General features: G+C 55.5%; 21 protein-coding genes. 14 read left to right on the top strand and 7 right to left on the bottom strand.

Annotated elements, in window-relative coordinates; all coding sequences use genetic code 11:
* The first annotated feature begins 306 nt into the window (after positions 1-306).
* The 3 genes from ACXAF0_RS00410 (at position 307) to ACXAF0_RS00400 (ending at position 3,089) form a co-directional block, all read left to right on the top strand.
* Entirely contained in the window at positions 307-612 is a 306-nt protein-coding gene (locus tag ACXAF0_RS00410) for a hypothetical protein (RefSeq protein ID WP_475342814.1), read from the top strand.
* A gap of 129 nt (positions 613-741) precedes the next feature.
* Positions 742-1,734, top strand: a complete 993-nt coding sequence (locus ACXAF0_RS00405) for an NADPH:quinone oxidoreductase family protein (protein WP_475342813.1) — start codon at positions 742-744, stop codon at positions 1,732-1,734.
* A gap of 77 nt (positions 1,735-1,811) precedes the next feature.
* On the top strand, positions 1,812-3,089 hold the full coding sequence (locus tag ACXAF0_RS00400) for a class I SAM-dependent methyltransferase (protein ID WP_475342812.1): 1,278 nt from the start codon (positions 1,812-1,814) through the stop codon (positions 3,087-3,089).
* Positions 3,090-3,336: 247 nt separating this feature from the next.
* On the opposite strand, the gene ACXAF0_RS00395 is transcribed toward ACXAF0_RS00400, so the two are convergent.
* Positions 3,337-3,546 (bottom strand): DUF1127 domain-containing protein, encoded by a 210-nt coding sequence (locus ACXAF0_RS00395; protein WP_475342811.1) that lies wholly within the window; start codon positions 3,544-3,546, stop codon positions 3,337-3,339.
* A 168-nt stretch (positions 3,547-3,714) separates the two neighbouring features.
* Here ACXAF0_RS00395 and gcvA point away from each other — a divergent pair, with 168 nt between their 5' ends.
* The 7 genes from gcvA to ACXAF0_RS00360 all read left to right on the top strand — a co-directional run bounded on the left by gcvA (position 3,715) and on the right by ACXAF0_RS00360 (position 12,471).
* Positions 3,715-4,650 carry a transcriptional regulator GcvA gene (gene gcvA, locus ACXAF0_RS00390; protein WP_475342810.1) on the top strand — a complete coding sequence of 312 codons (936 nt, stop codon included), beginning with the start codon at positions 3,715-3,717 and terminating at the stop codon, positions 4,648-4,650.
* A 173-nt stretch (positions 4,651-4,823) separates the two neighbouring features.
* Entirely contained in the window at positions 4,824-6,776 is a 1,953-nt protein-coding gene (locus ACXAF0_RS00385; protein ID WP_475342809.1) for an extracellular solute-binding protein, read from the top strand.
* A 3-nt stretch (positions 6,777-6,779) separates the two neighbouring features.
* Positions 6,780-7,907 carry a microcin C ABC transporter permease YejB gene (locus ACXAF0_RS00380; RefSeq protein WP_475342808.1) on the top strand — a complete coding sequence of 376 codons (1,128 nt, stop codon included), beginning with the start codon at positions 6,780-6,782 and terminating at the stop codon, positions 7,905-7,907.
* Between the two features lie 2 nt (positions 7,908-7,909).
* Entirely contained in the window at positions 7,910-8,932 is a 1,023-nt protein-coding gene (locus tag ACXAF0_RS00375; protein WP_475342807.1) for an ABC transporter permease, read from the top strand.
* A gap of 9 nt (positions 8,933-8,941) precedes the next feature.
* Positions 8,942-10,576: an ABC transporter ATP-binding protein gene (locus ACXAF0_RS00370; protein WP_475342806.1), complete on the top strand. Its 1,635-nt coding sequence runs from the start codon at positions 8,942-8,944 to the stop codon at positions 10,574-10,576.
* Between the two features lie 99 nt (positions 10,577-10,675).
* Entirely contained in the window at positions 10,676-11,350 is a 675-nt protein-coding gene (locus ACXAF0_RS00365) for a hypothetical protein (RefSeq protein WP_475342805.1), read from the top strand.
* A gap of 413 nt (positions 11,351-11,763) precedes the next feature.
* Complete coding sequence (locus tag ACXAF0_RS00360) at positions 11,764-12,471, top strand: LysE family translocator (RefSeq protein ID WP_475342804.1); 708 nt, start codon at positions 11,764-11,766, stop codon at positions 12,469-12,471.
* A gap of 272 nt (positions 12,472-12,743) precedes the next feature.
* Here the strand turns inward: ACXAF0_RS00360 and ACXAF0_RS00355 are convergent, their stop codons facing one another.
* The gene (locus ACXAF0_RS00355) at positions 12,744-13,091 is read right to left on the bottom strand and encodes a MarR family transcriptional regulator (protein ID WP_475342803.1); all 348 of its coding nucleotides are present in this window, start codon (positions 13,089-13,091) and stop codon (positions 12,744-12,746) included.
* A gap of 367 nt (positions 13,092-13,458) precedes the next feature.
* On the bottom strand, positions 13,459-14,859 hold the full coding sequence (locus tag ACXAF0_RS00350; protein WP_475342802.1) for a leucyl aminopeptidase family protein: 1,401 nt from the start codon (positions 14,857-14,859) through the stop codon (positions 13,459-13,461).
* A gap of 248 nt (positions 14,860-15,107) precedes the next feature.
* On the opposite strand from ACXAF0_RS00350, the gene ACXAF0_RS00345 reads away from it, so the two are divergent.
* The 3 genes from ACXAF0_RS00345 (at position 15,108) to ACXAF0_RS00335 (ending at position 16,762) form a co-directional block, all read left to right on the top strand.
* Positions 15,108-15,767: a glutathione S-transferase family protein gene (locus ACXAF0_RS00345; RefSeq protein WP_475342801.1), complete on the top strand. Its 660-nt coding sequence runs from the start codon at positions 15,108-15,110 to the stop codon at positions 15,765-15,767.
* A gap of 3 nt (positions 15,768-15,770) precedes the next feature.
* The gene (locus ACXAF0_RS00340; RefSeq protein WP_475342800.1) at positions 15,771-16,406 is read left to right on the top strand and encodes a uracil-DNA glycosylase family protein; all 636 of its coding nucleotides are present in this window, start codon (positions 15,771-15,773) and stop codon (positions 16,404-16,406) included.
* Between the two features lie 68 nt (positions 16,407-16,474).
* A complete protein-coding gene (locus tag ACXAF0_RS00335) occupies positions 16,475-16,762 on the top strand; it encodes a 4a-hydroxytetrahydrobiopterin dehydratase (RefSeq protein ID WP_475342799.1) in 288 nt (95 codons plus the stop codon).
* Positions 16,763-16,797: 35 nt separating this feature from the next.
* Here the strand turns inward: ACXAF0_RS00335 and ACXAF0_RS00330 are convergent, their stop codons facing one another.
* The 4 genes from ACXAF0_RS00330 to ACXAF0_RS00315 form a co-directional block, all read right to left on the bottom strand.
* Positions 16,798-17,724, bottom strand: a complete 927-nt coding sequence (locus ACXAF0_RS00330) for a hypothetical protein (RefSeq protein ID WP_475342798.1) — start codon at positions 17,722-17,724, stop codon at positions 16,798-16,800.
* Between the two features lie 235 nt (positions 17,725-17,959).
* Positions 17,960-18,721, bottom strand: a complete 762-nt coding sequence (locus ACXAF0_RS00325) for an SDR family NAD(P)-dependent oxidoreductase (protein ID WP_475342797.1) — start codon at positions 18,719-18,721, stop codon at positions 17,960-17,962.
* A 100-nt stretch (positions 18,722-18,821) separates the two neighbouring features.
* Positions 18,822-19,766, bottom strand: coding sequence for a DMT family transporter (locus ACXAF0_RS00320; protein ID WP_475342796.1), 945 nt, complete (start codon positions 19,764-19,766; stop codon positions 18,822-18,824).
* A complete protein-coding gene (locus ACXAF0_RS00315) occupies positions 19,759-20,706 on the bottom strand; it encodes a DMT family transporter (RefSeq protein ID WP_475342795.1) in 948 nt (315 codons plus the stop codon). The genes ACXAF0_RS00320 and ACXAF0_RS00315 overlap by 8 nt, the downstream gene beginning before the upstream one ends.
* A 465-nt stretch (positions 20,707-21,171) precedes the next feature.
* On the opposite strand from ACXAF0_RS00315, the gene ACXAF0_RS00310 reads away from it, so the two are divergent.
* Positions 21,172-21,633: an Lrp/AsnC family transcriptional regulator gene (locus ACXAF0_RS00310; RefSeq protein WP_475342794.1), complete on the top strand. Its 462-nt coding sequence runs from the start codon at positions 21,172-21,174 to the stop codon at positions 21,631-21,633.

Below are 21,633 nucleotides of genomic sequence, written 5' to 3'. Positions count from 1 at the left end.
GAGACGCCCGCGCTTGACAAGGCCCAATCAGCCTCTTTTTTCACTTTGGCAAAATCGCCCGTATGGCCCGTTTGCCGCGCGATACAGTTCCGCACCGTAACGGTCTGAAACCCTTGGTATTGAAGGGGTTGCCATAATCTTTACTTCTTGTTGAGGTCTGATGCGTAAGGTTTCGTGTCAGGGTTTCCAACCGCTGTGTTGTCTGGCCGTGCGTCAAACGCCCCTTTACGACAGCGGCAATGACCCGTTAGGGTATCGGCAATATTTACTAATATACCGACCCTGACAGGTAGTTTGGAGAGGATAATGTGGTTTTTCCGGGCGTTGGGATGGATCCTGCTGTTCGCCAGCATTGCGGTGCTGGTCGATGATTCCATCACCGCGCTTCAAACAGGCAGTTTTCGATTGGTCGCTGCCGGCGAGCTCTGGTATCGCCTTGATACCGGCAGCCTGAACCTGCTGCAATCGGTCATTCAGCGCTATATTTCTGTCTGGGCGTGGGACACCATCTTTGTGCCGGTTCTGCTGGCCCCGGCGCTTGTTGTGCTGTTTGTGCCCTCTGCCATCCTTCTTCTGCTGACCCGCAAGCGCAAGCGTCAGCGCATCTTCTGATCCGGCCCAACTTTTTGCCGTCCAAGCCCGCCGTGTCATTGGCGGGTTTAGTCCTTTGTCGGCTTGTCTCGCCCGGTCGTGCGCGGCACACTGCCGACCATAAAGGTCACAACAGGCAGGAAAACCGGGATGAAGGCGTGGATCTGCACCGCATTTGGCGAAGAACCGCAATGGATGGATGCCCCGGACCCGGTCGTTGGGCCGGGTCAGGTCCTGATTGATGTCGCCGCCTGCGGGGTCAATTTCGCCGATACCCTGATTCTGAAGGGCAAATATCAAAAACGTCCCGACGGTCCGTTTTCCCCTGGTTTTGAGGTCAGTGGCACGGTCCGTGCGGTTGGCGCGGGTGTTACCCATGTCAAACCCGGTGATGCGGTCATGGCTCTGCCTGACTGGGGCGGATACGCCGAACAGGTTGTGGCTGATGGCAGCCTTGTGATCCCGCTGCCGGGTGGTGTTGACTTTAACAGTGCCGCAGCCTTTCAGATCGCCTATGGCACAAGCTGGTTTGCCTTGAAATATCGCGCTGATGTCCAACCGGGCGAGGTTGTTCTGGTCCATGGTGCGGCTGGCGGGGTCGGCTTGACGGCGGTCGAATGCGCCAAACTTCTTGGTGCCACCGTGATCGCCACGGCGGGTGGAGAGGAAAAATGCCAGATCGCGCGCGATCATGGCGCGGATCACGTTATTGATTATAAATCCGAAAACATCCGCGACCGGGTGCTTGAAATCACCGCCCTGCTTGGAAAACCCAAAGGGGTCGATATTGTCTATGATCCGGTCGGCGGGGATGTCTTTGATCAAAGCCTGCGCTGCGTTGCGCCCGGCGCGCGCATGCTTCTGATCGGCTTTGCCAGTGGCGCGGTGCCGCAGATCCCGGCCAACATCCTGCTGGTCAAGAATGTCACCGCCATTGGCTTTTATTTTGGCGCCTATCTCGAACAGAATCCCGATATCGCGCAAACGGGCATGGCAGAGCTGCTCGAACGGCTGAAATCCGGGGCGGTCTGCCCGATGATATCGCACGTTTATCGCCTTGAAGACGCGATGGAGGCTCTGACCTCCATCCGGGATCGCACCGCAACCGGCAAGCTGATCATAGATTGTCGCAAAAACCGCTAAACTGCCGGATTTCCATAATTAATCTACTGGTATAGGATGTTGCCGTCCCAACCACTTCTCTGCCGGATTTCGCCGTAATGCCCGACGATAAAAACAGGCCCGATCACGGCCAGTCTTCTGAAAAGACGCGCGATCAGTATGAAACCTATCCCTATCCGGACCGCAATCCGGAGGATGAGGACAAACGCCTGATTACCGGATCGCCGGGCAACTGGGACGAGGTTGTTCATTTCGTCTTTGGCGGGCGCGATCCATCGGCACAGACCAAAAGTGGCAAAATCAAAATCCTTGTCGCCGGCGGCGGCACCGGGGATGCGCTGGTCATGCTGGCCCAGCAGGCTCGTGATCGCAAAGCCAAGGCCGATATCGTCTATATCGATCTGTCCGAGAGCTCCCGCGCCATTGCCGAGGCGCGGATCAAGCGCCGCAATCTTGAAAAGAACGTCACCTTTGTCACCGGATCCTTTGTTGATCTGGCCGCAGAATACGGCCCGTTTGACTATATTGATTGCTGCGGGGTGCTGCACCATTTGCCCGATCCTGATGCCGGGCTCAAGGCACTGAGCGATGCGCTCAAACCCAATGGCGGCATGGGGTTGATGGTTTACGGCGAGATTGGTCGCCAGGGCGTCTATCACATGCAGGAAATGATGGAGCGCCTCAATGCCGAGGCTGGCGGGGCGAAACGCCTTCATTTCGGCAAGGCGCTGTTTAATTCGCTTCCCGGCACCAACTGGCTCAAACGCAATCCGTTTGTCGGCGATCATATCCATGGCGGCGATGCCGGGTTCTATGATCTTCTGCTGCATCAACAAGACCGCGCCTATCGCGTCGATGAGGTGTTTGATTTTGTCGACGGTGCCGGTCTGCGCCTGCAGAACTTCATCGAACCAATGCGCTATGACCCGACCACCTATTGTTCGCGTCATGATGTGCTCGATAAGGCGGTTCATGTGCCGTTTCGCGAGCGTGTCGCTCTTGCCGAACTGATGGCAGGCAACATCACCAAGCACACCTTTTATGTCGTCAAGGCCAAGAACAAGGTCAAACCGCCGGTCCCGTCGCCAGAATTGATCCCGACTTTCACCCGTGTTGATGGCCCGTCGCTTGCGCGTTCGGTTGCCAAGACCGGCAATATCAAGATCACCTTTACCGGCCTTGCGGTGACGCGCACCATGCCCTCGGCCTCGCCGGCGATCCTGTCACGCATTGATGGCAAACGCTCGATCGGGGAGATCTATGACATGTTTGACCCCAAACCCGAAAAGTTCGAATTCAACGCCCAGTTCGCGGTGATGTATTCGGTGCTGAACGCGGCAAACCTGATGTATCTGCGCTACCCTGCGAAAAAGTAATTCTCCGCGAAGGCAAAAAAATGCCGGTCGCAGGGGGTGCAACCGGCATTTATATACGCACTTTCCAACGGGGGGAGGCTGGAATTGCGTTCAGGGATCTCGGATTTGAACCTTATTTCAGGCTCAGGCCTTTCCACGCATCCATCAGGGCTTCGATCAGAACCTGAAGCGGGAAAGTAATTGCGCTGTGCAGCGGGGATACATTGTTCTGCATGACAAAATACTCGGTTATGCGCGTGTGCGCGGGTTAAGCTTTCCAGAACGGCTTGGCCGCTTCGCGTTTTGCGTCGTAGACGGTCCAGCCGATATCACGCAGCATGTGGGCATCCATGTCTGCCAGTTTCTGACGCAGGTCGTGGCGTTTGACCCAGGTACGCGGCAGATCCAGCAGGCTGGCGGCGTTGTGATGACGGCGGGTGGCGACAAATGCGCCTGCTTCTTTGGTGATAGCAACCATTGTTCTAATCCTTTTAAAACTAGGCCTGCTCTCAACAATTCAGCGGCCCGGGCATCCATGATGCGTGTGTCGGTTATCTCTTAAACTCAGGGTTACCGAAAAAAACGCTTGCGCTCAAACCACCATTTGTCATCATTGCATGAGATTTAGTCATGCAAAGCAGCCCTCATGAAACGCCGTCCATTGCCGTTAAATGCGCTTCGGGCCTTCGAAGTGGCCGGAAGACTCGAAAACTTCACCAAAGCGTCACATGAGCTTAACGTGACCCAAGGTGCGGTCAGTCGGCAGGTGCAGCATCTTGAAGACGTGCTGGGTCGCAAGCTGTTTGAACGCCATCACAGAAGCCTGCGGTTGACCCGGGCCGGTCAGAACCTGTTGGAATCCCTGACCCCGGCCTTTGATGCCATCGAAGAAGCGGTGGCCAAGGTCGAAGATCGCGCCGATGACACGTTGCTTTCCGTCTCTGCACCGCTGACATTTTCCATGCGCTGGATCGTGCCGCGTCTGGGCCGGTTTCAGATGGAATATCCCGATCTTCAGGTGCAATTGGGCACTTATAGTGATGATCTGGCCTCTGTCGATTTCAACGAGGTCGATATCGCCATCCGTTTTGCCGATCACGCAAATGAACAGCTTGTGCATGAATTCCTGACCGGCGAACGTTTGTTGCCGGTCTGTCACCCCAACCTCGCCAAGCAACTCAATACCCCCGAAGACCTCGCCGGGGTGACGCTTCTGCATTGCTCCGCGCAGCGCGAAGATTGGCGCATCTGGCTTGAAGGCACTGGTATTCAGGGGGTGGATGGCACCAAGGGGCCGGTATTTGCCACCCTTGATATGGCCATGGAGGCTGCGGCAAGTGGCTTTGGCGTGGTGATTTCCGATCCGGCGATGATCGGCGAATATGTCGTGACCAACCGTTTGACCGTGCCCTTTGATCTGCCGGTCGACAGTCCCTATGCCTATTCACTGGTCTATCCGCGCGGGCGTCTGGAACGGCGCAAGGTCAAGGCGTTTCGCGATTGGTTGATGGCCGAGATCAAGCTTGAAACCGCAAGGCAAAAACTGTCGAAAAAAGAGATGGAAAACAACAAGGTCACGTGATGGTGCCTTGAAATTGAACGATTTAGTAGTGACTATCAGATACTTCTAGTGTGGTGATATTCACATACGCATCATCTCTGGGCTGGCGTTTGCCGACCATCGATTGCGTCACACTTGTTAAGTCCACATAATGAAGCAGTGATCAGCTTGCATCAGGGGAAGACGACAATCACATGATTTCGTATGCAGCCAGCATGAAAATGCCGGGCAGGGGGCGGCTGGGCATGGCCATGACATCCATCCTTTTTGCCAGTGCACTCACCCTGTTTGGCGCCGTCCTCGTAACGCCGGGCGCACATGCACAGGAAAGCGACACGCCGACCATCAATCCGGCGCCGACCGTGGCCGTGGACGAGGCCGATCTCGCACCGCTGACCACCCGATCACACGGCATTTCGCTTTATGGTGATCTCAAATACGGGCCGGATTTCCGCCACTTTGATTATGTGAATCCCGATGCGCCCAAGGGCGGCACCCTGGTGCAATCTTCAATCGTTGCCTTTGATACGCTCAATCCCTTTACGCTCAAGGGCAATGCGGCAGCCGGTATCGGTCTGATCTATGATAGCCTGATGGTCGCCAGTGCCGATGAACCCTATGCGATGTATGGTCTGATCGCGCGCGAGATCGAAGTCCCCGAAGACCGGTCCTTTGCGATTTTCCATCTCGACCCGCGTGCACGTTTTCAGGATGGCAGCGAAATCACCGCCGAAGACGTGAAGTTTTCCTATGAAATCCTGCTTGAAAAGGGCAGCCCGGTCTATCGCCAGATCTTCTCGCAGATCGAAGGTGCGGAGGTGATTGACGAGCTCACCGTCAAATTCACCTTCAAGCCGGGCAACAACCGCGAAACGCCAATGACCGTGGCGGGCATCTCGATCATGCCCAAGAAGTTCTGGGAAGGAAAAGACTTCGCCAAGACCACGTTTGAGATTCCGGTGGGCAGCGGCGCCTATCGCGTTGCCAGTATCGAGGCAGGCCGCAATATCATCTATGAACGGGTCAAGGATTACTGGGCCGCTGATTTCCCGGTCAATCGCGGGCAGAACAATTTCGACACCATTCGCTACGACACCTATCTGGATATGGAGGTCCAGCGTCAGGCGTTTCTGGCGGGTGAATATATGCTGCGTTCCGAGCATTCCTCGCGTGACTGGAATACGGCCTATGACACCCCGGCGGTCCAGCGTGGCGATATTCAAAAGGAATTCATGCCTGATCACCTGCCAAGCGGGATGCAGGCCTATGTCCTTAATGTGCGCAATCCGTTGTTTGCCGATCAACGCGTGCGTCGCGCCCTGCAATACGGGCTTGATTTCCAGTGGCTGAACCGCGCGATGTTCTATGGCGCCTATAGCCGCACCAACAGTTACTTTGCCAACTCTGAACTGGCCGCAACCGGTGTGCCGACCGGCGCTGAACTGGCGCTTTTGGAACCTTATCGCGATCAGTTGCCCGAACGGCTGTTTACCGAACCCTATAAATTGCCGGACTTCGATGCACCCAACGGGTGGCGTGATGCCTTGCGCGAATCCATGACGCTTCTGAACGAGGCGGGCTGGGAAGTGCGCGACAAGGTTCTGGTTAATAAGGAAACCGGTCAGCCATTCAGATTTGAGCTGATCATTCGCCAGCCCGGTCTGGAAAAGATTGCGCTGGTGGTCAAATCCAGGCTCAAGCAGCTTGGCATCGATATGGACATTCGCCTGATCGATACCGGTCAGTGGGTCAACCGTATTCAGGCCTTCGATTTCGAAGTCACGACCTTCTGGTGGCAACAATCGCTGACACCGGGCAATGAACAGCGCGTCTTCTGGAGCTCGGAAGCCGCCGATCAACCCGGTTCACGCAATTTTGCCGGTATCAAGGATCCGGTGGTCGATGCCATGATCGAAAATGTCGCCTCGGCCGATAGCTGGGAAGAACTGGTCGCGTCCACCCGCGCGCTTGATCGTGTGCTTCTGTGGGGCGATTACGTTATTCCGCAATGGTATCTCGGTGGGGATCGCATGGTTTGGTGGAACATCTTTGGCCGCCCGGACACGGTTCCGCTCAAGGGCATGTCGATCATGCGCTGGTGGATGGACCCGGACAAGGCCGCCAAACTGCAGATGGGGGGCAACTAGGCCATGCTGAATTATATCCTTCGGCGTTTGCTTCTGATCCCGGTGACCCTGTTTGGCATCATGTTGCTGAACTTCGTGATCATTCAGTTCGCCCCCGGCGGCCCGGTTGAGCAAGTCATCGCTCAGCTTCAGGGCACAGATGTCTCTGCGACCGCACGCGTGACCAATCAGGGGGCTGAAAGCGGATCGGGCGGCGGTGGCGGTTCTGCTGCGTCCTCCGCCTCGGGCAACAATTTCTCATCGACATCGAATTATCGCGGGGCGCAGGGCCTTGATCCCGAAGTCATCAAACAGCTCGAAGTGCAATTCGGCTTTGACAAGCCGGCCCATGAACGCTTCTGGATGATGATGAAGAACTATCTGACGTTCGATTTCGGCCAAAGCTATTTTCAGGACCGCGACGTGGTCGATCTGGTGCTTGATAAAATGCCGGTGTCGATCTCGCTGGGCATCTGGTCGACGCTCATTATCTACATTGTTTCGATCCCGCTTGGCATTACCAAGGCGGTGCGTGATGGCTCGAACTTCGATATCTGGTCGTCTGCTGCGATCATTGTCGGTTTTGCCATTCCGGGCTTCCTGTTTGCCGTCATGCTGATCGTGGTCTTTGCCGGTGGGGCTTATCTTGACTGGTTCCCGTTACGCGGGCTGACATCATCAAACTGGGAACAGCTTTCGCTGTGGGGCAAGATCGTTGATTATTTCTGGCATCTGACCCTGCCGATCATCGCACTGACGATTTCGGGTTTTGCCACACTCACCATGCTGACCAAGAACTCGTTTCTCGATGAAATCAACAAGCAGTATGTCGTCACCGCGCGCGCCAAGGGCTTGACCGAAAAGCGTGTGCTTTATGGTCATGTCTTCCGCAACGCGATGCTTCTGATCATTGCCGGTTTCCCGAGTGCTCTGGTCGGTATGCTCTTTACCGGGTCGGTTCTGATCGAGGTGATCTTCTCGCTTGATGGTCTGGGGCTGCTTGGCTTTAACGCGGTGATGACGCGTGATTATCCGGTGATGTTTGCCACCCTTTATTTCTTCACGTTGTTTGGCCTGATCATGAACCTGATCAGTGACCTCAGTTATCACTTCGTTGATCCGCGGATCGACTTCGAAGCGCGGGGGAATTGATCATGATTCTTTCACCGCTAAACCTGCGTCGTCTGTCGAACTTCAAGGCCAACAAACGTGGCTACTGGTCGCTTGTGATCTTTGCCATCCTCTTTGTTATTTGCCTCGTGGCTGAACTGGTCGCCAATGACAAACCGATCTTCGTCAAATACGGCGATGACTGGTATGTGCCGATCCTCTCCGACCATCCCGAAACGGTCTATGGCGGCGACTTTGATGTCGAGACCGATTTCTATGATCCCTATATCCAGAACAAGATTTCTGAAAACGGCTTTGCCATCTGGCCGGTCATTCCGTTTTCCTATGACACCATCGATTTTGAAATGCGCGAACCACAACCGGCCCCGCCCTCCATGCGCCATTGGCTGGGCACCGATGAACTGGGTCGCGACGTTCTTGCGCGCCTGATTTACGGCTTCAGGATTTCTATCCTGTTTGGTCTGGCACTGACGGCTGTCAGTTCCGTGATCGGCATCGCAGCGGGTGCTGTGCAGGGCTATTTCGGGGGCTGGGTTGATCTTGGCTTCCAGCGCGTGATCGAAATCTGGTCGGGCCTGCCACAGCTCTTCATCCTGATCATTCTCGCAAGCCTGTTTGCCCCGGGTTTCTGGACGCTTCTGTTCATCCTTGTGCTGTTTAGCTGGATGAGTTTGACCGGTCTTGTCCGGGCCGAATTTCTGCGTGCGCGTAACTTCGAATATGTCCGTGCCGCGCGTGCACTTGGCATGACCGACACCCGGATCATGTATCGCCATGTTCTGCCCAATGCGATGGTCGCAACCATAACCTTCCTGCCGTTCGTTTTGAATGGCTCGATCGTTGCACTCACCTCGCTTGACTTCCTGTCGCTCGGCATGCCGCCGGGCTCGCCATCACTTGGCGAATTGCTGTTCCAGGGCAAGAACAACCTGCAGGCCCCCTGGCTTGGTCTGACGGCCTTTTTTGCCATTGCGGTTATGCTGAGCCTTCTGATCTTTATCGGCGAAGCGGTGCGCGATGCGTTCGATCCGCGCAAGACGTTTTAGGAGACGGAAATGACCTCAACGACAGACAATCAACCGCTCCTGACCATCAAGGACCTCTCGGTCAAGTTCGCCGATACCACGGCGGTAAAGGACGTGTCCTTTAGCCTCGAGCGTGGGCAGACCATGGCGCTTGTCGGGGAAAGTGGCTCGGGCAAATCGGTCACCGCCCTTTCGATCCTGCAATTGCTGCCCTATCCGCGCGCCAGCCACCCGTCGGGCTCCATCGTCTTTGACGGGCAGGAAATGGTCGGGGCCAAGGAACGCCCCCTGCGCCAGATTCGCGGCAACCGGATTTCCATGATCTTTCAGGAACCGATGACCTCGCTGAACCCGCTGCACAATATCGAAAAGCAGATCGGCGAAGTCTTGATGCTCCACAAGGGCCTGCGCGGATCCAAGGCGCGTGCACGCATTCTTGAACTGTTGGAGCTGGTCGGCATTCCCGATCCGGCATCCCGACTAAAAGCCCTGCCGCATGAACTTTCCGGCGGCCAGCGTCAGCGCGTCATGATTGCCATGGCCCTTGCCAACGAGCCGGAATTGCTGATCGCCGATGAACCGACCACGGCCCTTGATGTCACCATTCAGGCCCAGATTCTCGAACTGCTCAACGATCTGCAAAGCAAGCTCGGCATGGCGCTTCTGTTGATTACCCATGATCTGCAGATCGTTCAGAAAATGGCGCAAACCGTCTGTGTCATGAAGGACGGCGAAATTGTCGAAGCCGGCGAAGCCCGTGCCCTGTTTGACGATCCCAAACACGCCTATACCAAAAAGCTGCTCTCGGCCGTACCAAGCGGCCAGGCGCCCGCACTGCCGGAAAACGCCACCGAGTTGCTTGAAACCAGCAACATCCATGTGCAGTTCCCGATTGGGCGCAAGGGTATCCTCGGCCGTCCGGATCACTACCTCAATGCGGTTGATCAGATTTCGCTGACGCTCAAGCAGGGGGAAACGCTTGGTATTGTTGGGGAAAGTGGTTCGGGCAAGACCACGCTTGCGATGGCGATCCTGCGGCTTTTGAAATCAAGCGGCGATATTCGCTTTGGCGGGGAAGACATTCGCGGCTTTGCCGGGGCGGATTTGCGCAAACTCCGCCGGGATATGCAGGTCGTGTTTCAGGATCCGTTCGGCTCGCTCAGCCCGCGCATGTCGATCGCCCAGATCGTTGGCGAGGGGCTTGAAATCCATGAGCCAACCCTTTCCAAAGCCGAATGCGAAGCCCGCATTGCCGAGGCATTGTCAGAGGTTGATCTGCCACAAAATGCCATGGACCGTTATCCGCACGAATTTTCCGGCGGGCAGCGTCAACGCATTTCAATTGCCCGCGCATTGGTCCTGAAACCGCGTTTCATCGTACTGGATGAACCGACCTCTGCACTTGATATGTCGGTGCAGGCACAAATCGTTGAATTACTTCGAGATTTGCAGGCGCGCCATAAAATGGCATACTTGTTCATCAGTCATGATTTGCGCGTTGTGCGTGCATTGTCACACCGCGTCATGGTCATGCAGGGGGGTAAACTGGTCGAAAGCGGTGCGGCCGCCGATGTGTTTGACAACCCGCGCGAGCCCTACACCAAGGCCCTGCTGGCAGCAGCCCTTGATCTCAAGGCCGCCGGGACAGAATTTGTCAGCAACTAGGGCTGTCATCTGGTGTGTGATCGGTTACAACCCACATGAAAAGGCTGGAATAGAAGGACTGCGAAGGCAGGTTTAAGGGTAGATATGTTGTCACGTGCGATGAAAAATCGAACCGGACATCGTCTTTGGGGCCACGCACTGATCATCGTGATGGCCTTTATGTTGTTTTCAATCGATATGCCATCGGCCAAGGCTGCCGATACCCCGACGGATGAAGCAGAAACCGAAGAGCCCGAAGAACCCGCTGTTCCTGAAATTCCCGACACCGTTGTGGTGCCCGATCCGGTATCCCTGACCGTGGTTTTGCGCAAAAGCGGTACCATCCGCCAGGTCGTGTTTACCATATGGCTCGAAGCGACCTCGCGCCAGGCGGTCGATGTCATCGAACAACGCCTGCCCAAGGTGATCAACGCCTTTCTGGTTGATCTGCAGCGCCTGATGTATCGCGATACCCAGCAGCGCTTTGAAACCCGCGAGCCGGGCAAGCGCGGCTTTAAATATACAGCACCTGATCTGCTGCCGCCCCCGCCGCCCAAGACCGAGGAAGAGCTCGCCGCCGAAGCCGAGGCTGCCGAAGCGGCTGAAGAAAATGGCGAGGAAATCGTCAAGGAACCGCCCTTCAACCCGTTCCAGCCGGCAAGCAACCGTTATTTCGCTGCCCTTCAGAACAAGCTTCTGCGCACGGGCCAGAATATCCTGCCGCCCGATACCCTGCGCTCGGTCCAGATCCGGATGTTCTACGACTTTTGGCCGGGCGACAACAAGCGGCCCTAAGGGCTGCTCGCACAGCGCAAATCCACTTAGGGTCAGGACCTATTAATTTGATTTGAATGGCAGACGTTATATTTGCGAAATCCAAGGAAAAGCCCGCCGGTCGGGTCGGCATCCCGGACAAGGGATTTGACGCTGGAGTTTGCAAAAATAACGTCTGTCCTCCGGATTAATCGGATTTGCACGGGCTACTTTGTCGTAAAACTTTGAAAGATAAATATCTTCCTGCAGTTTTACTCCGCGTATCCGCACAAATCTGTTTAACCATTCAAACCAAATTAATAGGTCCTGACCCTAGACATGGCCGCGCTGCCTCACCCTGCGTGGTTCACGCATGGCCCATTGCCGATACGGCACTTGTCTGTGATCGGAGTTGTGATATCCGGTAGGCATTCGTCACCGGAGTTGCCCCGATCATGTCCTTTGAAATCTGGCTCAGTTTTACCCTGCTTGTCTTTTTGCTCGTCCTGACCCCGGGACCCAGCATCCTGATCGGGATGTCGCATGCTTTGCGCTACGGCGCGCGCCCGACCCTGATGACCGCCTTGGGCGATGTCACCGCCAACATGATCCAGATGCTGATTGCAGCGCTTGGTGTCGGGGCGATTCTGGCAACCTCGGCAACCGCCTTTGCGATTGTGAAATGGTGCGGGGTTGGGTTTCTTCTGGTGATCGGCTTGCTGTCGTTCTTTCGCAAGCCCAAGGAAATCAATATTAAAACCGGGTTCGAAACGAATAACCATACCCGCTTTGAGCCGGCAAATACCCTGCGTCTTTTTCGCGAAGGCTTTCTGGTCGCGGCCGGTAACCCCAAGGCAATTGCTTTCTTCGGCGCGCTGTTTCCGCAATTCGTCGATCCGACCCAACCGCTCACATCCCAACTGCTGATCCTTGGCGCGACCTTCGTGTTTCTTGATTACAGTTTCGTAATGATTTACGCCGTTGGCGCCGCCCGGGTCATGCACTGGCTGGTCAAGCGCGGTGGCGTAAACGTCATTGCCCGGCTGTCCGGGGGCGTTTTGATCGTCGCAGCCGGCCTTTTGGCCCTGATTGAGATGCCAGAAACCATGGCCGGGCCCCATCCGACCCCACAAGCGCCTGTCAGTCTGCCGTCGGTCGAATAATACCCGCAGACGCGGCGAGGGTCCCTCATATGGTTACTAAGGCGTTGATAGAGAACGAAGAAAGAGCGCGCCTTTGGCGGGCGTGAATCCACAGGTTACGGACCAACCAGTCTGTATATAGCGATTTTTCGCCATATCAGATGTCACGCATTTAAAATGGGGAAGATTTGCTGCCCTAAATGGGCGCTTTCGCAAGGCGGGGCCTTGGATGCGGGCGTTTTGCGTTGTTGCGATCCGCGCCCAAGTGTTGGCGGATTTGTTTTACAACCGGATCATTCGGTCTCAAGACCGGCGCCAACGATGATATCGCCGAACTCCCGCAGGAAGACCGATCCCTTGACCGTACGCTGCACCAGAACCGAACGGCGATCATCTTCATCGACCTTGCGTTTGACCATGCCAAGCGAGCTCAGACGATCAAGGGCACGGGTAATGGCGGGTTTGGAAATATTCAGCGCTTCGGAAAGGCCGCGTACCGTATGCGGGGCAGGGGTCAGGTAAACGCTTAGCAACAAGGCCATTTGTCGGGCCGACAGGTCGGGGGAATCCCGACGCACACTTTCAACAATCGCGATACGCCAAAGGTCAAGCGCCTGAGACGGTTTGATCTCGATCGACATGTTTGTGCCCAACAATTTATTTGTTACGAATACGTAATCTCTACCTGACCCCTGCCGTGATGTCAAAGGTGTAATTGCGAAATTTCAATTGGAGCCTTTTCCTTCCTGGTTGAACCGGTTGTGCCGGAGGCGTTCTTGTGTCCGGCAAGGAAACGATCGCAGCGCGTAGCGGCGCTACGGGCAAGGTCGTTGACGCAGCGGGGCGAATGAACGTCCCGGCCCGCAGGGGTCTCGTTTGTCGAGGTTTCGCATGGTTACACCGCTTGAACGATGTGCCGCATCGCCCTGCGTCCTGTGCCTTGCCAAACCGTTCGACGAACGAGAACACAACCGATCCAAGCTGGATGAATAAGGCTCTTGGTTTGGTTTACTTACCGTAACGATCCTTGATCAGCTTGAAGGCGGCCCGGATGCCTTGTGCTTCACCACCTGTCGGGCGGCCCGGACGGTCAGACGGGTTCCACGCCATCAGATCGATATGCGCCCAGCTTTTTGCCCCCTCGGCAAAACGATCGAGGAACAGGGCAGCAATGATCGCGCCACCAAACGGACTGCCGGAAATGTTGTTCATGTCAGCAGCCTTGCTATCAAGCTGGCTGCGATAATCCTCCCACAGCGGCAAGCGCCACAGCGGATCATTTTCAGCGAGGCCCGTTTCCATCAATCCATTGGCCAGATCATCATCATTGGAAAAGAGCGCCGGCAAACCAAGACCAAGCGCGACACGTGCCGCCCCGGTCAGGGTTGCGAAATCAAGCAGCATGTCGGGGTCTTCGGATGCGGCCTCGGTCAGGGCATCGGAAAGCACAATGCGTCCCTCGGCATCGGTATTGCCAACTTCGACCGTGATGCCCTTGCGGGTTTGCAAAATGTCACTCGGGCGATAGGCACGACCCGAGACCATGTTTTCAACCGCCGGGATCAGAACGCGCAACCGCACCGGAAGGTTTGCCGCCATGATCATGTGCGCCAGGCCCAAAACCTGTGCCGAACCGCCCATATCCTTTTTCATCAGGATCATGTTGCTGGATGGTTTAAGGTCATAGCCCCCGGTGTCAAAACACACACCCTTACCGACCAGCGTGATTTTTGGTGACTTTTCATCACCCCATTTAAGATCAATCAGGCGCGGCGCGCGATCACTGCCATGGCCGACCGTGTGAATGGCCGGGTAGTTTTGCTTAAGCAGGTCCTCGCCAACAATCGCACTGACCCTCGCACCAAATTCCTGACCCAGCGCCGTTGCCGCAGCTTCAAGCTCGGCCGGGCCCATGTCGTTGGCCGGCACATTGATCAGATCACGCGCAAGGCCGATGCCACGCGCAACGTTTTCCGCCCGTTTGGCCGCATCAATATCGTGCAGGGCAAATTTGGCGCGCTTGTCCTTTTTGCCATCATCCTTGCGATACCGATCAAACCGATACCCGCCAAGATAAAGACCAAGCGCTGCCCTCTCATAAAGATCATCTTGCTTGGCCAGATCATCTGAAAGCGCATAGGTCCCGGCCGGAAGCGATTTCGCCAAACCGGCGAAATCCCAGATCGCCTTGGCATCATCGACGTAGCCGATCAGAACCGACCCGACCGAGCCATCCGCACCGGGAAGGGAAAGCTGTGTTCCACGCTTGCCTTCAAAACCGTTCGCAGTGATCCATGACTTGGCGGCATCGGACTGCGTGGCAAGCCAGCTTTCAAAACCGCTTTCAAGGATCGGGGTGATCGGGGTCGGGTTGGCAGACGGATCGTGAGCAATAATGTGGTCGTACAATTTGTGACTTCCTGCTGGTGACGGGTGGTACGCGACTGAAAGGGCAGCGGCCAAAGTTGGCGACCCCATCAGGATGCGTTTACAAGTTATGTTGCCTGATCTTACGGCTGCCACCCCCTAAGGGCAATCGGCGAAACAATCGCGTTTGGTAAGGGCGTTTGTCTGCTTGAACCCGCTGGCCAAAGACCAGATAGTATTCGTCCCGGTCATTATCTGCGCCACCCGCAAATCGCTCCAAAGGGCTCGCCATGCAAAATCTTCCCGTTCTTTATATCGGCAATAAAAACTATTCCTCCTGGTCACTGCGCGCCTGGCTTGGCTTGCGCCTTGCCGGGGTCGCGTTTGAGGAAAAGCTCGTTCCGCTCCGCACAGAGGAATGGGCGGCCAAGGCCCCGGTCTTCTCGCCCAGTGCCAAGGTCCCGGCCTTCTTTGACGGCAGCAAAACCATCTGGGAGGCCCTTGGCATTCTCGAATACATCGCAGATCACCAGCCCGACACCATGCTTTGGCCGCTTGATATCGATGTGCGTGCGATTGCCCGTTCGGTCGCGCTTGAAATGCATGGCGGTTTTGGATCTTTGCGAAGTTCCATGCCGATGAATTGCCGCAAAAGCCTGCCGGGTCTGGGCCGCAATCCGGGTGTCGATAAGGACATCAACCGCATCGGCGAAATCTTCAAGATGTGCCGCACGGGGTACGGGCAGGGCGGTGATTTCCTGTTTGGCCATTTCTCGATTGCCGATGCCATGTATGCCCCGGTCGTCTCAAGGTTCAAAACCTATGGCGTGACGCTTGACCCGATTGGCAATGCCTATATGGAAACCATGCTTGCCCTGCCCGACATGCAGGAATGGTACAAATCCGCCGCCGCAGAAGAATGGGTGATCGCGGAAGAAGAGGTCGAATAACCCATGCCCGGGCTAACCGGAAAACTGCCCGAAATTGATCCGATGGGCGGCGATGCCGATCTGGATCGCGTGTTGGCAGACGTCCGCGCGTGCCGCCTCTGCGCGGGGGAGTTGCCGCTTGGTCCGCGTCCGGTTGTCCGCATGGCAAAGACCGCGCGGATTCTGGTGATCGGGCAGGCGCCCGGTACGCGCGTGCATGAAACCGGTTTGCCGTGGAATGACGCATCGGGGGATCGGTTGCGCGATTGGTTGGGGCTTTCTGTTGATGATTTTTACGATCCGGCCAAGCTCGCCATCATGCCGATGGGCTTTTGCTATCCCGGCCGCTTTGAGCGCGGTGGGGATCTGCCACCCCGCCCGGAATGCGCGCCGACCTGGCACGACGCACTTCGCCAACATCTGCCCAATATCGGCCTGACCCTTCTGATCGGGCAATATGCCCAAGCCCGCAATCTCGGCAAGCGGCGCGCCAAAACCATGACCGAAACGGTCCATCGCTTTGACGCGTTCCTAGGCGAAGATATTTTGCCCATGCCCCATCCAAGCTGGCGCAATACCGCCTGGATGAAAAAGAACCCGTGGTTTGAAAGCGACCTGTTGCCCGTGCTGCAAGACCGCGTGCAGGGCTTGCTTGACTAAGCCGATTTGGGCTGTGGCCGATCATATGTTTCAATGCGCCAGGACTTTGAAAGAAGGAGGCACACCCCATGGCCAAACTCGACACATCCACCATCGAAACCGCCCTGACGAATCTGCCCGGCTGGACGCTTGCCGAGGATGGCCTATCCATCACACGCAGCTACAAGTTCGGTGATTTCAATGCCGCCTTTGGCTTCATGAGCCGGGTCGCGTTGATGGCCGAAAAAATGGATCACCATCCCGAATGGTTCAATGTCTATAACAAGGTCGATGTCACCCTGACCACGCATAGCGACGGTGGTGTCACGCAAAAGGACATTGATCTCGCCCGCTTCATCGATTCTATAAAAAGTTAGAATGAAAACGCGCTCATAGGCTCAACCTCGACCCCCTAATCCGTCATGTCGTTCGTAAATGCACCTTCGTGATAGGAATGCAGGTCGTTTTTGTACCAGTACCGATCCGGGATTTGACTGGTTTCAGGTGTCGTGAATGGATTTGGGATATCAATTCTATTTCGGTTTGATATGTCCGCCATTTGTAAAGCGGACCGAATATTTGGATGCTGATTGAATAATCGCTCAAATGAGCCGTCGGCATATGCAACTTCAAATCCGCGCGAGATCGCATCAGCTAGTGCTGTATTTTCACGATTAACAAAAAAGAACATTGAGAACGGATATACAAGTAGCAGGCGTTTTTCGATTGCAATATTGGGATTGTCGCGACCGAACTCTCTTAATTCTGGTCCTATTTCCAATAGCCCGCGTGGAAAATAATCCAGTCTCCCGATGTCTATGAGCTTAAAGATAAGTTCATAAGGTGCTTCGGTCACCGTCAGGTTGGCATTCTCCAGAATCCTGATGTCTGACCATCCCAGTCCCTGACCCGCATGCATCGACCAAAGCTGTTCAATTGTCCTGATTTTGTCAAAAACAGGTTGTTGGTCGCGATGGATGATAAATAGCCGATACCCAAGAAGTCCTCGCATAATCGGCACACGGATCGGAAGAAATTTTCTTTCGAGTTCTGGGCTTGTTCCAGCCCAGAGAATAGTCAGCTCTTCATGTTCCTGCAGTTCCTTTACGGCCCTAGTCTGTTGCATTGGTGTGGCCGACGGACGCATGTGAAATGGCACGCCTGACTTTTGAAGCACGAGTTTGAGTGTTTCTTTTACGAAATCGTGCGGACCTTTTTCTTGTGCAACGCGCAAGGGATAAACGACGTTAAGAGTTTCACTCCCATGCGCGCTTTGCACATTGCACAACAACAAAAACACAAACGTTGCAAGCGCCGAGCGCCTGAGAAAACAATTCATTGATCGTCATCCTGTCACGTCGTTGGTCACGCAGGAATGAGCAGCATTTTATATTATTACTTAAGAAGGTTTATAATGCCCTTTTGGGTATATTGGATGGCCATTGATGGTTTCAAGGAACATTGAGAAGCAACTGACACTGTTAGCCTGAAACGGGCGCAATAAAATACGCCCTGCCGCTGGGGGTCGGCAGGGCGCGTTGGCTGCGGTGATAAAGAAGCGAAATCGTGTGGGACTATTTCGGTTCCAGCCGGACCGCGCCATCAATGCGAATGGTCTCGCCATTGATCATTTCATTTTCACAGATATGCATTGCCAGACGGCCATATTCATACGGATCGCCCAGGCGTTTCGGGAACGGCGTATTGGCCGCCAGGCTTTCCTGAACTTCATCCGGCAGGCCCATCAACATCGGCGTGCCAAACAGGCCCGGTGCGATGGACACCACCCGAACCCCGTGGCGTGACAATTCACGCGCGGCCGGCAGGGTAAGCGACGCCACCCCGCCCTTGGACGCGGCATAGGCCGCCTGTCCGATCTGGCCTTCAAATGCCGCAATCGATGCGGTGTTGATAATCACCCCGCGCTCGCCGGATTCTGATGGGGTGTTCTGGCTCATCGCATTAGCGGCAACCCGCATCATGTTAAATGTGCCGATCAGATTGACCGTGATCACCTTGGAAAAGGCTTCAAGATCGGCCGGGCCTTCGCGCCCGACAATGCGTTCGCCATGCACAATTCCGGCACAGTTCACAAGGATCGACGGAATGCCAAGGTCCTTGACCACTTCGGAAATCGCGTGCTCGACACTTTCGGCATTGGAAACATCCACGCCATAACCCACACCGCCAAGTTTGGCTGCCGTCGCCTTGGCGCCCTCTTCATTCAGATCAAAGGCCGCAATCTTTGCCCCGGCATTTGCCAGTGTCTCTGCCGTTGCCGCACCCAAGCCGGACGCAGCCCCGGTAACAATGGCAATCGAACCCTTGATTTGCATGACGTGAAGCCTCCAGACGCGCGTTATTCTGCTTAATTTGGTATTTGTATACCAAATTATATCTTTTGACGGCAAGGGCTATTCTGATGGTGTCAAACGGCTACTTCGTCGAGGACGGCGGATCAAGATCGCTTGCCGTGGCCGATGGTCCGCGCTTGATGCGGTTGGCTTCGCGGTTAAGCTTTGCTTCGCGCCGGGCGATATAAAGCGCGGATCCGACAATCAGAACCGCCCCGGGCAGAAGCCAGATTTCGGGAATTTCACCAAAGATCACCAACGCAATCACCGACACAAATGGCAGGCGCAGGTAATTGAACCCGACGACAAAGCCGTAATCATAGACCCGAAACGCATTTGTATTGCCGATCTGGGTCAGGTTGGCCATGAACGCGCCCGCCACCATCAACAAGATCGCCTCAAGGCTTGGCGTCTGCCAGACAAAAAGTGCGGGGATCAGGGTCATCGGGGTGGTCAGCACCATCATGTAAAGAATGATGGTCGTCGGGTTTTCCGTCCGCGACAGGGATTTGATCGTCATACCAGCCGATGCCATGCAGATGGCCGCTGCAATCGGAAACAGGCTTGCCAGTTGCACGGTCTCGTCACCTGGCCGGATAATGACCAACACCCCGCAAAACCCGACCAGAAGGGCAGCGATCCGGTATTTGCGGATTGTCTCGCCCAAAAAGATCGCCGCCAGAATGGTGCCAAACAACGGCACGGTAAAGTTAAGCGCGGTCGCCTCGGCAAGCGGCATATAGGCAATGGCGGAAAACCAGAAACTCATCGCCCCCATCGACAGCACCGCGCGCAAACAAAACATCGGGAAGCGCTTGGTCTTGAGCGGCACCAGACCGGCGCGAAGCGCAAGCGGTGCAATGAACAGAAGCCCAAAGAAATTGCGGAAAAACACCGCCTGAAGCGGGTGAATATGCTCGGTCGCAAGACGGACAAACACCGAAAACACCGCCGCACTGAACGATGCCATCAACCCGAACGCGGTTGCCTGCAAATAAGGCGGCAGGGAATTGAACCAGTTACGCATCGGGTCGATCTTTCGCTGGGCCGTTGCGATCGATCTTGGTGACCGGAATGGCTTGCGGGTCGGCCGGGGCCGTGGTCGGCAGGCGTGTTTGTGTCTTGGCCCGTTTGGCCAACACTGCCTCGCGCCGCGCGATATAAAGCGCCGATCCAATGATCAATGCCGCCCCCGCCCAGGTCCAGAAATCCACCACCTCGCCAAACATGATATAGGCAAGCGCTGCCACAAACGGCAGGCGCAGGAAGTCAAAGATCATGACATAGGACTGATCGGCCGTGCGATAGGCCCGGACCAGCAATTGCTGCCCGCCGGTTCCGGTCACCGCAATCAAAAGCAGGATGAACAGCTGCCAGAATGTCGGCTCCTGCCAATACATCAAGGCCGGGAGCAATGACAGCGGCGTCATGGTCAGCCCCATCCATGTCACAATCGCATTCGCACTTTCGGTCCGTGACAGCATTTTCACCGTGGTCATCGCACACGCCATGAAAAGTGTGGCCACCAGCGCCAATATTGCCCCGGTTTCAAGGCTTTGGCCAAACGGGCGAATGATGATCATCGCCCCGACAAAGCCGATGGCAATCGCGCTCCAGCGCCGCGCACGCACGGTCTCGCGCACAATGACCGCGGCCAACACCGTGGTCAGGATCGGCAGGGTAAAGTTGATCGCAATCACCTGTGCGGCTGGCGACAGCGAAAGGGCGGTAAAGATGCAGGACATCGCCCCGAAACCAAGCAAACCGCGCAGGAAATGCAGCTTGAACCGCTCGGTCTTTAGTCCGCTCCGCCCGTGACGCACCATCCAGGGCACCATCGGCAACAAACCGAACAGGTTACGGAAAAACGATGCTTCGAACGGGTGAAGGTCGGCTGTGACATAGCGGATGAAAACGGCCATTACCGCAAAACACATTGCAGCACTGATCATCAACAGGGCGCCCATCAGGGCTGCATTGTCAGAAGTAGCGCGAGGTAAAATCATTACATTTATAGGTTAGGGTCAAAACCCATGACCATAATCGTCCCGGTCTCCCGGATTTGTGCGGATATGCGGAGCGAAACCTTAGGAAGATCTGCATCTTTCAAGATTTTGCGACAAAATTGCCCGTGCAAATCCGGGTGATCCGAAGGACAACTGACATGAGAGAAAGCCTCTGCGTCAAACCCCTCGACCGGGGATCACCCCGCTCTGCGGACTTTTCCTAGCTTTTTCTCTCATATCAGTTGCCGGGTCGGTCATGGACATGAGTTTTGACCCTACGCACCTGCCCGGAAAAAATCCAGCACCCACACGTTGATATGCCATGGTGATTGCGCATGGCAGCCCCGGCAAATTTGGCGAACAGTTCGCGTGAAGCCGTTTTTCGTGTAAGATCAACGCCATCAAATCCATTTACGGGGAAGATTAATGGATGCAATTGATCGCAAACTGATCGACATCCTGCAGGAAGACGCGTCGCTGTCCTATTCGGTTTTGGGAACCAAGGTCGGCCTGTCGGTCTCTGCAGTGAATGATCGTGTGCGCAAACTGCGCGAACAGGGGGTTATTCAGGCCTATCGTATTTCGGTGGATCCCAAGGCGATTGGACGTGCCCTGACCGCGCTGGTCTGGCTGCGCACCGACCCGGCCAAAGGTAACAAGAAACTGGTGAAATCCCTGATCAAGGCCGATGAAGTGCTCGAATGTCATCACATGACCGGGCGCTTTGATTTTCTCGTCAAGCTGCGTCTGCGCGATACCGCCCATCTGGAATCGTTTATTTCCGACACGATCAAGGAAATGCCCGGCGTGGTCGAAGTTCTTCCGGAAATTGCCTTGTCGACATCAAAGGAAACGCTGTTTGTTCCAGCAGAAGCCGAACACGACTGA

This window comes from Thalassospira sp. ABD4_177 (assembly GCF_056160125.1).
Note: the sequence above shows the minus strand (reverse complement) of the source record. Positions and strands in the feature narration are given on the sequence as shown.